The 13,056-nt window shown below is 40.7% G+C and carries 13 protein-coding genes and 1 pseudogene; 8 read left to right on the top strand and 6 right to left on the bottom strand.

The window, feature by feature from the left end:
• Nucleotides 1-69: 69 nt before the first annotated feature.
• From QMA00_RS15015 to QMA00_RS15000, 4 genes and pseudogenes are all read right to left on the bottom strand, one after another.
• Complete coding sequence (locus tag QMA00_RS15015; RefSeq protein ID WP_250654078.1) at nucleotides 70-438, bottom strand: PPC domain-containing protein; 369 nt, start codon at nucleotides 436-438, stop codon at nucleotides 70-72.
• Between the two features lie 107 nt (nucleotides 439-545).
• Nucleotides 546-1,010: a hypothetical protein gene (locus tag QMA00_RS15010; protein WP_290157847.1), complete on the bottom strand. Its 465-nt coding sequence runs from the start codon at nucleotides 1,008-1,010 to the stop codon at nucleotides 546-548.
• A 29-nt stretch (nucleotides 1,011-1,039) separates the two neighbouring features.
• Nucleotides 1,040-2,570 (bottom strand): annotated as a pseudogene (locus tag QMA00_RS15005) (M4 family metallopeptidase); the annotation flags it as partial.
• 457 nt (nucleotides 2,571-3,027) lie between these two features.
• Complete coding sequence (locus QMA00_RS15000; RefSeq protein WP_290157845.1) at nucleotides 3,028-3,261, bottom strand: hypothetical protein; 234 nt, start codon at nucleotides 3,259-3,261, stop codon at nucleotides 3,028-3,030.
• Nucleotides 3,262-3,657: 396 nt separating this feature from the next.
• Here QMA00_RS15000 and hisG point away from each other — a divergent pair, with 396 nt between their 5' ends.
• From hisG to QMA00_RS14970, 6 genes are read left to right on the top strand one after another with little or no spacing between them, the layout of a single operon-like run.
• A complete protein-coding gene (gene hisG / locus QMA00_RS14995) occupies nucleotides 3,658-4,557 on the top strand; it encodes an ATP phosphoribosyltransferase (protein WP_076923197.1) in 900 nt (299 codons plus the stop codon).
• Between the two features lie 5 nt (nucleotides 4,558-4,562).
• On the top strand, nucleotides 4,563-5,864 hold the full coding sequence (gene hisD, locus QMA00_RS14990) for a histidinol dehydrogenase (RefSeq protein WP_290157843.1): 1,302 nt from the start codon (nucleotides 4,563-4,565) through the stop codon (nucleotides 5,862-5,864).
• The gene (gene hisC / locus QMA00_RS14985; RefSeq protein ID WP_290157841.1) at nucleotides 5,854-6,954 is read left to right on the top strand and encodes a histidinol-phosphate transaminase; all 1,101 of its coding nucleotides are present in this window, start codon (nucleotides 5,854-5,856) and stop codon (nucleotides 6,952-6,954) included. The genes hisD and hisC overlap by 11 nt, the downstream gene beginning before the upstream one ends.
• Entirely contained in the window at nucleotides 6,951-8,012 is a 1,062-nt protein-coding gene (gene hisB / locus QMA00_RS14980) for a bifunctional histidinol-phosphatase/imidazoleglycerol-phosphate dehydratase HisB (RefSeq protein WP_076923194.1), read from the top strand. The genes hisC and hisB overlap by 4 nt, the downstream gene beginning before the upstream one ends.
• On the top strand, nucleotides 8,009-8,599 hold the full coding sequence (hisH, locus tag QMA00_RS14975; protein ID WP_069439727.1) for an imidazole glycerol phosphate synthase subunit HisH: 591 nt from the start codon (nucleotides 8,009-8,011) through the stop codon (nucleotides 8,597-8,599). The genes hisB and hisH overlap by 4 nt, the downstream gene beginning before the upstream one ends.
• Nucleotides 8,600-8,627: 28 nt before the next feature.
• Complete coding sequence (locus QMA00_RS14970) at nucleotides 8,628-9,362, top strand: 1-(5-phosphoribosyl)-5-[(5-phosphoribosylamino)methylideneamino] imidazole-4-carboxamide isomerase (protein ID WP_076923193.1); 735 nt, start codon at nucleotides 8,628-8,630, stop codon at nucleotides 9,360-9,362.
• A 261-nt stretch (nucleotides 9,363-9,623) separates the two neighbouring features.
• Here QMA00_RS14970 and QMA00_RS14965 read toward each other — a convergent pair whose 3' ends face one another.
• A complete protein-coding gene (locus tag QMA00_RS14965; protein WP_076923192.1) occupies nucleotides 9,624-10,490 on the bottom strand; it encodes a DMT family transporter in 867 nt (288 codons plus the stop codon).
• A gap of 145 nt (nucleotides 10,491-10,635) precedes the next feature.
• Here QMA00_RS14965 and QMA00_RS14960 point away from each other — a divergent pair, with 145 nt between their 5' ends.
• Nucleotides 10,636-11,541: a LysR substrate-binding domain-containing protein gene (locus QMA00_RS14960; RefSeq protein WP_076923191.1), complete on the top strand. Its 906-nt coding sequence runs from the start codon at nucleotides 10,636-10,638 to the stop codon at nucleotides 11,539-11,541.
• 15 nt (nucleotides 11,542-11,556) lie between these two features.
• Entirely contained in the window at nucleotides 11,557-11,769 is a 213-nt protein-coding gene (locus QMA00_RS18980) for a 3'-5' exonuclease (protein WP_076923190.1), read from the top strand.
• A gap of 141 nt (nucleotides 11,770-11,910) precedes the next feature.
• Here the strand turns inward: QMA00_RS18980 and QMA00_RS14955 are convergent, their stop codons facing one another.
• Nucleotides 11,911-12,924: a hypothetical protein gene (locus QMA00_RS14955; protein ID WP_175610070.1), complete on the bottom strand. Its 1,014-nt coding sequence runs from the start codon at nucleotides 12,922-12,924 to the stop codon at nucleotides 11,911-11,913.
• Nucleotides 12,925-13,056 lie beyond the last annotated feature (132 nt).

The raw sequence follows: 13,056 nt of genomic DNA, 5'->3' as shown, positions 1-13,056 counted from the left end.
AGCTATTGATGAAGGGCAAGCCAAATAGCGTGAGAATTTGGCCTTTAAAGGGGCTTATGTCCCTGTTAATTATTGTGCATTTATAGTTAACCTAATGCCACTTGCATTATGATAGCCTTTAACATCTATATGCCATATACCTGCCTGGGTTGCAGAAACAGTGCAACTTTCTGTGTTGCCGTTTATATGGCCTACACACAAATTGTGTATTTGAAGATGCGCACCGAAATTTAAATACAAATCAGCATCGCCGCTTCCGCCTGAAATAGCAACGTTTAGGGAGGCATAACCCGCGGCTAAACGTTGTTCAAAACGCTGCCAATCACCTGTATTTACGCTAATGTTATCTTCTACGCGATTGATAGGCTCTAAAGCGCCTGCTGGCTCAAAACTGCCCGTCAGATAAACATTATTAATTGCGCTGTATGCCTCAACCATGACATAGTAAGTGCCTTCATTGCTGGTTGGAATGTCGCAACGCTCATTAAACGCTCATTACTTGTGGCAGAGGTACTTTTACAGTCGTAATCAGTTAACGTGGGCACCTAATTATATTTAATGTATAAATCGGCATCGCCATTATCACCTGAGGTTTCAAAGCTTAAGTTTTGCGCTCCTTTTGGTACATTCAATGTATAGATAAGCTGCTCTTTAGCAGTGGCATTGATACCAGAAATTGGTTCACCATTGACTAACTCATTATTATTTGGCGGAGTGACATCATCGGCATTTGTTGCCAATTCAGCAACAAAGCTAACGGCTAAGTTAGCAAATTTAATTGCATGATCAGCGTCAAAATTACTGTCGTTTTGTGTATGTATCAGTGGGTTAATGTCATTCATTTTTGATTCAAATGGCATTGAGGTCGCAAACCCTTGTTGATACCAAGAAGCATGATCGGAGCAACCATAACCACATTGTTCAAAGCCATAACTAATTTGTGGTAAATAAGTGTCTATCAGCTGGGCTAAAAATTGGTTTTGAGCATTGGTGGTGTAATCCGTCATCATAATAATATCTTCGATACTGCCGTTATTGTCACATTAATATTAGACTCAGTTCTGTTGATAGGCGTTACCCCACCCATATCACCTGAGTAACTACCCGTTAATGATACGCCAGATATAGCATTCCATGCTTCAACCATTACATAGTAAGTTCCCGCTTGTGAATTACTTATGTTACAGCTTTGCGTACTAGTAGATGTTGTGCTATTACAGTCGCAGCTATTTAAGGTCGGTCGGCTGGCAAATTTAACGTATAAGTCTGCATCACCTGAGCCACCAGTAGTATTAAACTGAAGATTTATCGCGCCAGCGGGAACATCTAAAGTAAAGAATAGTTGCTCTTTGTCTGCGCCGCTAATACCCGTACGGGTTACCCCTATTGGTTAACGCTTCATCGTCAGTCGGTGGTGGTGTAGCACAATCACTTCATGAACTAAGATTTGAATTAACGCCTACCGCTGCCAAAGCGGCTTTTACATCATTAGGGTCATAATTTAAATCACAGGCTGCATCCATCACACCGTTACCGGCTAAATCCCAGCCTACACCCGCACTCCAATATAGTTGGTTAGCACGTGCCATTACGATAAAGGCTTTTTGTGTATCCCAACCCGGCGTGGTTGCTAAATTATAAAATGCCTTGTTATAAACCCCTGAACTATAATGCACGTCCATACCTGAATAATAGTTACTTTGGTTATCTATGGAATGACCACCTTGAGTAGGGTTATTCATGTAACGCAGGGCACCATTACCTTTAAAAATATCCTTTGCGACTAGCCAATAGGACATGTAAATGGATACGCAGAAGAGCCACTTGTTCCGCCATTTAAATTAATAGTGCGAACATTTGCGTTATTCATGCTACAAGTATTACCTGATTGACTAACATCTAGGCTGTCAAAATCAGTTCCATATAAATACTTGCCTGTTTTTAGATTACCCCCAGGGCATGTTGCAGGTTATCGTAACTAAGCAAGACCTCACCGGTATTAGCATAAATGATCAGGTATGGCCTTGATGGTGACTTGCCATAAGTAACATAAGACACTTAATAAACTAAATGCGCCTTATTTTGATCGTCAACCCAGATAGCAAGTCTGGATTGCTCATTATGTTTTTTTAAGCCTACTGATTTTGCAGCTATACCCGTTTTAGACCCTTTTAAAATCGCATCTTTTTTTGTCAATTTAGCCGATACATCAGATAAATCTTCCTCAATGTTATATACAGCTGCACCGTGGTCTTTTTTAAGCATCCCAATATTAAATGTTAAGCTGACCGTATCACCAATGACAGGAATGCCCTGATACGTTTGTTGATAGCGGCGGGTTACTTCTCCGTTATTGCTAGTAAATTCTTTTAATACAACTAATTCGTTCCCTACACTCAACCCAATCAACTGATTTGGACTTACTGATAACAAGGAAGCAGAGTTTGATTGCACCCTATTATTAATTGTCGGTTGTTGATTTAGGTATTTCTTATTCGCAGCTACTGCATTTGTTGCTTGAACAAAGTTAAAGCAGCAAAAGTTGCTATTGTGATTTTAGATAAATTCACGTTTACGCTCCGTTAAAGTTTAAGTTTTTAATATATTTGTATTAATCGCCACATTGTGTACCCGCTTAAGGGTCGTAGTAGGCCACAAACTTAAATAACGAAAATAAACATTTAATTTACAATAACTTAAAGAACACCGCTTTAACTAATGAAGGCCAGAGATAACACTTCGTATACATATATTTACACAAGACAGCCAGCAAAAAGCATTAGATTTTAAAATCACACGCTTTATTGTTAATCACTAATCGACTGCTCAATGAGTATGTAGTTGCAAAGGAAAATACTTTACCTGTTGAGCTTTAAAAGAGGGGTAATCTATTTTAAATGGGTAGGGAGTAGCTTTAAAAACACGCAGTTCATAACCATGCACCACTACTTGCTATGTTTAAACAAATTTGCTTTTATTGAGGGCGATTTAAACTTGAGGCAATAACGGCATCGCCAATCACTTGTACTAAGCCCATGTATCTAAATGGGGTTTGTCGTCATCTTCTTCAGCGGTTTTATTGTGCGATTTATTTTCGTCAAACGCCAGCTTATGTTGCTTTTCTACTTCTCTTTTTTTACGCTCTTCTAACTCGACTTTTTTGGCACTGGCACTTTGTTGAACCCCAGCAACATGAAAAGCCCCTTTAGATTCAAGCGTTAAACGCGTAATAGGCCCTAAATAAGGGATCATTATATCCATGCTTGCCTCCATTGAATTGAACGTAATTTAATCACTATAAAACTGTTGATAAATAAAGCAAACCTTTAGTTACTATCGACAGTTATAAGATATTCTTTAATTAAAGAATATTTTTCTTGCCATGCTATTAGTTAATGTGTTTTTATGAATGCGAAATTTATTAAACAAATAGCGGCTAAGCGTTAACATAATAACGAATAGCTAAACAGGATAAAAAATGCGCAACACTCTGACAGCAGTACATCACCACTATCATTCACCGGAATAACCTGTCAGGTCTTTCGCTGAGAGGTTGTTCCTAAAAGGAAACCTCTGGCGAATCAACATACCAAGATTCATTTTCGCCCTGAGGTTTTCCTCGGGGTTTTTAGTTTTTAAATTAAAGGAAAATGAGTAATGAATAATAGTAATCGTCTTCGTATCGCCATCCAAAAAGGCGGCCGCCTATCTAAAGATTGTCAAGATCTGCTTAAACAACTGGGTGTAAAACTCAACCTTCGTGAGCAGCGCCTTATAGCACACTCAACCAACATGCCTATTGACGTATTACGTGTGCGCGATGACGATATCCCGGGCTTAGTTATGGACGGTGTATGTGATTTAGGTATTGTTGGCGAAAACGTATTAGTTGAAGTACAAGCAGAAAGAGAGCGCCAAGGCGTTCCAAGCGAAGTAACTAAATTATCAAAATTAGACTTTGGTTACTGTCGTCTTGCACTTGCATGGCCACAAGAACTAGGCAAGCAAGACAAAAGCTGGTTTGAAGGCAAACGTATTGCAACCACCTACCCTGAAATTTTAAGCCAATATTTAAAACGCGAAGGCATCAACGCCAGCACTGTAATGCTAACTGGCTCTGTTGAAGTAGCGCCGCGTGCTGGTCTTGCTGATGCCATTTGTGACTTGGTATCAACAGGTGCAACCCTTGAAGCCAATGGCTTGATGCAGGGTGATACCATTTTAGAGTCAAACGCCTGTTTGATTCAAAACACTCAATTGCAAGATGCTGGCAAACTCGCGCTTATCAATAAATTGATGCCGCGTTTGCGTGGTGTTAAGCAAGCCAAAGAAAGCAAATACATCATGTTACACGCACCAAAAGACAAGCTGGATGAAATTTGTGAAATCCTGCCAGGTTCTGGTCAACCTACATTACTTGCCCTTGCAGGTAATGATGAATATGTCGCCCTACACATGGTGAGTAGCGAAACCCTATTTTGGGAAACCATGGAGCAGCTTAAAGCACTCGGCGCGAATTCTATTTTAGTTATGCCAATTGAAAAAATGATGGAGTAACAGCCATGCTTCGTTGGAATGAAGAATCATCACAGGTTCAAGCAGCGGCGCTGATGCGCCCTGCTGTATCAGCGAGTGAAAAAGTAGAAAGTATTTGCCAAACTATTTTGGCAAAAGTAAATGCGCAAGGCGATGCAGCATTACTGGCGTTAGCAAAAGAGTTTGATAACCGAGCTGAGCCGCGTTTACGTGTTCCACTTGATGAAATTAATGCCGCTGAGAAAATGCTAATTCCTGAACTTAAGTATGCAATTGATACCGCTTATGCAAATGTAAAATGTTTTCACCAAGCGCAACTGCCTAAAGATATTAAGTTATCGACTCAACCGGGCGTTGAATGTGAACTGAAATATCAAGCCATCGAAGCGGTCGGTATTTATGTCCCTGGGGGCAGTGCCCCATTGCCATCGTCAGTTATAATGCAAGGTGTATTGGCGCAGTTAAGCGGTGCAAAAACCGTGGTACTAACTACCCCCGTACAAGGCGATAAAGCAATAAACCCTGCTATTTTATATGCTGCTAAATTATGTGGTATCACCACTATTATTGAAAGCGGTGGTGCAGGCGCGATTGCTGCAATGGCCTACGGCACTGAATCAGTACCTAAAGTGAATAAAATTTTTGGCCCAGGTAATAGCTTTGTGACTATGGCAAAGCAGTTAGTTGCACAAACAATTCCAGGAATGGCGATTGATATGCCAGCAGGGCCATCTGAAGTATTAGTGATAGCAGATGAACGAGCAAATCCAGAGTTTATTGCGGCCGATTTACTCTCACAAGCAGAGCATGGCGCCGACTCGCAAGTTATTTTATTGTGTAACAGCGAAACTATTATTAAACAAACACAAGACGCGCTTACTCGTCAATTAGCTAACTTAAGCCGAAAAGACACCGCTGAACAAGCGCTGGCCAATTCGTCACTTATTTTAGTGGATTCAATAGCGCAAGCATTTGATGTATCAGCGCAATATGGGCCAGAGCACTTAATTTTACAGCTGGCAGATGCAAGCCCGTACCTTGATGCGGTTAAAAATGCAGGTTCAGTATTTGTTGGCGACTACACACCAGAATCGGCTGGCGATTATGCATCGGGTACTAACCACGTATTACCTACTTACGGTTATAGCGCGACATACTCAAGCTTAAACTTGCTTGATTTTTTCCGCACATACACAGTACAAACTATTAGTAAAAGTGGCTTAACTGAGCTTTCAAAAGCTATTTTACCACTGGCAGATGCCGAAGGCCTTGATGCCCACGCTAATGCGGTTTCAATTCGTTTAGAGGCAATAAAAAATGAGCAATGAGAGCGCCCAAGCACCTGGCTTATTACCTGATAATATTGCAGCGCTTGCTGCTTACAGCTCGGCTAAAAGTGAAAAGTTAACAGGCACAACGTGGCTCAATGCCAACGAAAGTCCGTATGCTAAAAACCTTGAGCTGAGTATTGAAGATTTAAATCGCTATCCCGATCCACAACCACAATTGGTTATTGATCGCTATGCAGCTTACACCGAGCTTAAAAGCGACAATGTCCTTATGACGCGAGGTGCAGATGAAGGCATTGAACTTTTAGTACGCACGTATTGCCAGCCAGCTAAAGATCGCATTGCGCTGTTTTTGCCTACCTACGGTATGTATAAAGTAACTGCTGATACGCACAATGTGGCTATTAACGCGCTTACTCAAGAGTTATTATTAACAGCCAATGTTGATGATATTGTCACTGCGGTCGGTAGCTCAAAACTGGTGTTTATTTGTAATCCAAATAACCCAACAGGTAGTTTAACGCCGCTAGATAAAGTAAAAGCCATTGCCACTGCGCTTGCAGGTAAAGCATTGGTGATTGTTGATGAAGCCTATATAGAGTTTTGCCCAGAGCAAAGTGCAACACAACTTATAAACGAGTTTAGTAATATTGTAGTGCTACGTACACTGTCAAAAGCGTTTGCGTTGGCAGGCCTGCGAACCGGGTTTACCCTCGCTCAAGCCAGTGTACTTGCGCCCATTCGTAAAGTCATTGCACCGTATCCGGTATCGAGCGTGGTAGCGAGTATTGCAGCGCAAGCCATTGCCCCTGATGCCATTACCTCTATGCGTCGCCAGGTGAGCATTTTAAACAGCTTAAAATTAAAGCTAATAGAGTGGTTAAACGCCTCCCCTGCTGTATTAAAAATTCTCACTGGTGAAGGCAACTTTGTTACCTTAAAATTGGCCGATAAAAACTGCTTTAAAGTTGCCCTAGAACAAGGCTTAGTCATGCGAGCATTTACCTTATACGGTGAAGACGACTGGCTACGCATTTCAATTGGTAGCGATCAAGAATTAGAACAAGTAAAAATTTGGCTCGATGGTTTAACCACCCCAACAGCCCTATCACAACAGGAAGTATCATGAGTAATCCCTATTTATTTATAGACCGCGATGGCACGATTATCGAAGAGCCTATCACCGACAAACAGGTTGATAGCCTAGAAAAATTAGTGTTTTTGCCAAATGTGATCCCTGCTCTATTACAACTTCAAGCGGCAGGTTACCGCCTTGTAATGGTTTCAAACCAAGATGGTTTAGGTACTAACAGTTTCCCTACTGCGGATTTTGATATAGCCCAAGACAAAATGATGGACATACTCAACAGCCAAGGGATTAAATTTGATGAAGTTCTGATCTGCCCTCACTTTGATGAACAAAATTGTGACTGCCGTAAGCCAAAAACAGGCTTACTGACCGAGCTTATGCGCTCTGGCAACGTAGATTTAGCGCGCTCTTTTGTAATTGGCGACCGCCAAACTGATATTGGACTTGCCAATAACTTATGTTGTGAAGGCATTTTGTATGACGGCAGTTGGGATGCCATTGTCACTAAGTTAACAACCGCGAACCGTGAAGGCCGTGTCACTCGCAACACCAAAGAAACTCAAATCGATGTGCAAGTTAATTTAGACCAAACAAAAAATGGCGAAATTAGCACTGGCCTTGGCTTTTTCGATCACATGCTGGATCAAATTCGCACTCACGCAAATATTGGCTTAAATATTAAAGCCAAAGGCGATTTACACATTGATGAGCACCACCTAGTTGAAGATATCGGCATTGCACTTGGCCTTGCCCTTAAACAAGCGCTAGGTACAAAATCACAAATAGCGCGTTATGGTTTTGCCTTACCTATGGATGAATGTAAAGCAGAAGCGCAAATTGACTTATCGGGCCGCGCCTCGTTTGTATTAAATGCCGATTTTAGCCGTGAAAAAGTGGGTGATTTAGACGTACAAATGGTTGAGCATTTTTTCAAAAGCTTAAGTGATAACGCTGCAATTAGTCTTATTTTGTCGGTAAGTGACGGTAACTGTCATCACCAAGTAGAGGGCTTATTTAAAGCATTTTCTCGTGCTCTGCGTATGGCTATTGCGCAAGATACCAGCCAACAAACAGCCAGCTCTAAGGGGTGTTTATGATTGCCATAATTAATACCGGTTGTGCCAACATTAACTCTGTTCGTTTTGCCTTTGAACGCTTAGGTAAAAATCCTGAGGTGATCACCTCACCTGAGCAACTAAAAGGCTTCGAACGTGCTATTTTACCCGGTGTAGGCCATGCTTCTGTTGCGATGAAACGCTTAAAAGACGCTGGTTGGCAGCAAGCAATTGATGAATATCAGCGCCCGCTGATGGGCATTTGTTTAGGCATGCAATTACTTTGCGACAGCACAGAAGAAGGCAACGTTGATTGCCTTGGCAAAATTCCGGGTGTTGTTAAGCACTTAGAAGTGGGCACATTAACCTCACCACATATGGGCTGGAATGACCTAAGCGTGCTAAAAGAGCATGCCCTTACCAAAGGGTTATCGGCGCAAGATCAAGTGTACTTTGTGCATAGCTTTGCGCACACAGTAAACGATGCCACCCTAGTTAGCGGTGAATACGGGCAAGCTTTTTCAGCGATAGTTGCCAAAGATAACTACGCAGGCATGCAGTTCCACCCAGAGCGAAGCGCCAAAGTAGGCACCCGACTTTTACAAAACTTTTTAGATTGGCAGCTGTAAGCGCAGCAAAAAAATAAGAGAAATAAACGTGATTATTCCAGCACTCGATGTATTACAAAACCAAATTGTGCGCTTATACCAAGGTAAGTATGATACAGCACAATTTTACCCTTTTGAGCTTGGCGCACGCTTACAAGATTACGAAAATAGCGGCGCAGGCAAACTGCACTTAGTTGATTTAGAAGGCGCGCGCGATCCAAATAAAAAACAGTGGCAGCATATACAAGCTGCGACTAAAGCGCTTAATGTTCCCTATCAAGTGGGCGGGGGTATTCGTTCAGAGCAAGATGTTGCTGACTGGCTTGAAGCCGGTGCTAACCAAGTCGTGATTGGCTCAATGGCCGTTGAAAAGCGTGAGCAAGTAAAGGCGTGGATTGAAAAGTTTGGCAGTGAACACTTTGTTATCGCACTAGATGTTAATAAAACTGATAACGGCTGGGCACCAGCAACACATGGTTGGTTAAGTGAATCTGAGTTTGGCTTGTTCGAACTTGTTGATTTTTACGTGGCACTTGGCGTGGTTGATTTTCTGTGTACTGACATCAGTAAAGACGGCACCATGACCGGCCCTTCGTTTGCACTTTATGAAGACTTAACAAACCACAACAGCGAAATTAAAGTTCAAGCGTCAGGCGGTGTAAGCTCACTGGATGATATTGCAAAGCTGAAAAAGCTGGGCGTTGGTGGTGTTATTTTAGGTAAATCATTACTCGATGGTGCCTTTAATGTTGAGGAGGCGTTAGCATGTTATCAAAACGCATAATTCCTTGCTTGTATGATACCAGATATTTATAAGAAATAATAAAAACTAAAAAATCATAAAAACCCAATCATTTTAAGGGCTTATAGCTATAGTCAAGTAGTAAGCCCTATCCACCCCATTAGATTAATAATATAAAAAATGTAGCCTATACATCTCCAATTGACTATTATAAATAACAAGTGTCGCCTATATGTATCCTATGACAGTTAAACGCTCGTTCCCAAACGCGGTCACGTTGGAAAGTTAGATTAACTTTATCATTTATATTATTTTACTTGTTTGCTTTATCTTTGCTTCTACCTTTGCTAACCAAATCAGCGGAATAATAATTAAAGAAGATCCTATAGCCAAGCTCAGGTCCGGTATTTCATCGAACCACAGCACCCCTACAACTACAGCACCTAATAAGCCAGTGTATTCGGCACTGGAAATTTTACTGGCTTCGATTGCTCTATATACCAATACACATATACCAGCATAAATTAGGATAAAAGTGTTGGAGCCTGTTGCCGTTAACATTGGAGACCAGTCCCAAGGTTTGCCTTCCCATAACGCTAACCCAAATGCGGCTGGGATACCTACTAGGTTGGTGAGCATTAAAGTTTGGAACACATTATGATGCTGAGGTAATTTACGAACCAATAAATTATTTACAGCCATAGTCAATGCGACGACAAGGGCGGCAATCGCTGCCCAATTAATTTGTGTTGGTTTAACCACGATAAGTACGCCGATAAAGCCCAAAACAGCAGCAGCAATTGAGTGGCTAGTCAGCTTTTCCTGTAACAATATCATGGCTAACGGCAGCATAAGCAAAGGCGCTGTATAGAAAATAGCATTTACGGTAGCTAACGGCAGAGCGCCCAGAGCGAATACCATAAATATTGCCCCTAATAACCAAATGTGGCCACGTATAAAGTGCCATTTGAGGCCAGCGAAGAGGCTTTGTTTATTACTGAATAGACAAAATGGAAGTAAAATCAGCACTGCGGTCAATTGACGAAATAATACAAATTGGTATATGGCAGTATCTGCTGGCAGAGTTTTTATCAAAGCGTCAGAAAAAACACCAATTATATTTCCGATGATAAGTAATGTCATCGCGAGTCCGACAGTTATTTTGGGCATTTCATTACTCCTGCTACATTCTAGAAAATGTCAATGGAACTGAATTAATAGAGTTACGTTTGTAAAACGGTTATATGATTAGCGTATTCCATACCTTATATGATGTATAATGTTTAAAATTTTTTTAGTATGAGCTAAATTTATAATGAAGTTGCCTCCTTTACGTGCCCTGCAATGCTTTGAAGCTGTTGCGCGACTTAATAGCTTTTCCAAAGCTGCTGAGCACCTCAATGTGACTCAAAGTGCGGTTAGTCACCAAGTTCGATTACTCGAAGACTATTTGGGTGAAACTCTGTTTAACCGACAGGGGCGTTCTTTTTCCTTGACTAAGGTCGGGGAACGTTACTTTGAAGAAGTGACTAACTCATTAGGAAATCTATCAAATGCCAGTCAAATGATACGTCACGGGGAATCAGGCAATCTTCGTTTGGCTTTATATAGCTCTGTTGCGGTGAACTGGTTGATACCGAAGTTAGAAGATTTTAGAAATCAGCACCCAGAAATAGAAATAACTTTAAATATGGTCGGGGATCAACCGGATTATAATGACCAATTTGCGGATTGTTTTATTACAATGAATCCACCGGAACGTAACTTTGTCAATCAATTCATGTTTACTGAAAAACTTTATCCAGTGTGTGGAAAAAAGCTTTGGCAGCAGTTAAGAAATAAGCCTCTACCTGATTCATTATGGCAACACCCGTTATTATCAGTACAATACTCAGATACAAATGAAAGTCTTGGTGACGACTGGTTACGTTGGTGTATGAGTGGTAAATTTGAATTACCTAAAGACGCCAAAATTAATCAATTTAGTCATGTCTTACTTGCCGCTGAAGCGGCTCGATATAATTTGGGAATTACCCTCATTAGTAATTACATGATGGATGATCAGGATCGCCAGCAAAGTCTTGTGCGCATACCTATGCACGAGCTTATTACCGGAGATAAATTCTATTTTGTCTATAAGGAAACACGAGCTAGGCAACCTGATATTATGAAATTAGGTCGTTGGCTTAAACAGCAGTGTTATGAACTGGAATCAGCTTAGCTATTTAAATCAGAGTTGAAGCTAGATGAGTTCAGCACGTTTATTCAACCCCAACGACACCCAAAACTAACCGACTTTTGTACGAACTTAACAAGCATCACTCAACACAATGTCGATCATGCACCATATTACCCTGAAGCAATTAACACTTTCCAAAATTGGCTAGGCAATTACCATAACTACCTGTTTTGCAGTTGGGGTGAGTATGGCAAACAGCAGGAGCGTTAAAGCTTGCTCAAATCTCACTCACCGGTTCTCATCATCGTGGAATCGATGATGCTAATAACATGATCAAGTTAATGCCGTATGTGATGGGAAGAGTATTTATTGATAGTCAAAAGGAAATTCTCAAAATAGAAAATAATAATATTACCATGCGCCCCATTCACCACAGCTAGGGCACTTCATATTAAATGGCTCGAGCGCTCTTGCTGAATGATAGCTCCAATAAAGGCCATTCTTTATCAAACGAGTGCTGCTTTTATCGCTAGCGCAGTGGTTATATATTTGAAGTTGTTCACATTTACAACACTGCATCCATACCGACTTAGGTGTACGCTCAACCCAATCACCATGCCTATTTCGATAGCGAGTAGTCTTTTTTAAGTTTTTGACGTCACTGGAGCCACACCTTATGCAAATCGGGACTGCTAGACTGCTGTCATTATCCAAATCGCTAGTTTTAGCATCTTCTAACTTATACTGAAGAAACATACCCAGTAAGCGTTGTAATTCGTCTGAGTAAAGTGAGCGATCTATAGGGCTTAAAAAAACAGCCCCCCGATCATGAGAGAAAAGATTAGCATCGTCGTTAATGTTTAGCTCTCCTAGGAAGCTGTGTTTCCCCCATAATTGTGCAGTAATAGGATATTCAATTAGGTTATTACAGGGGTGAATAAGAAATACAGGATTTGAATTGTTTTCACTATAATTTTTACCGTCGAACAATTCATTAATTTTTGAAAGCATTCCTCCTGCTTTATCAAATGTTAGTTTATCGTAAAACTTCGCGTCTAATACAAAACGTTTAAAATGGCGCTCGGTAGTACCGTCGATATTATTGGAAAACCACGTCAGATCCAAAATAAAGTCAGGGCGCTTATTATTTGATAAAGATTTTTCATACCATAGCGAAATATATCTTTTTGCCTCATCATTAGTTAAATTTACGTTAATATCTGTTTTGTTAGACTTTACTGCTTCAATAAGTTTATATTTCCAATCCTTCTGTGGTACAAACCTAAACGAATTTTTTAGAACAAGTATGAGTTGTATTAAAGTCCAACGTTCATATAAAAGAGGCATATTTACCAGCCCCATATCATCTATTTGTTCAAGGTTTAATAAAAGCTCATCATCTGTAAGTTTAGTGATATCTCTCAATACCTTATAGCCATTATGAACGGCCTGATAATTAATATTTTGGACGAATGTCATTGAGTTAGGAAAATTAGACGAAGTGCCGTCTTAGAGCGCGAGAATAAAGAGCTCAAGCGAACGAATGATATCCTGAGG

The organism is Pseudoalteromonas sp. APC 3694 (genome assembly GCF_030407565.1).
Lineage (GTDB): Bacteria > Pseudomonadota > Gammaproteobacteria > Enterobacterales > Alteromonadaceae > Pseudoalteromonas > Pseudoalteromonas tetraodonis.
Note: the sequence above shows the minus strand (reverse complement) of the source record. Positions and strands in the feature narration are given on the sequence as shown.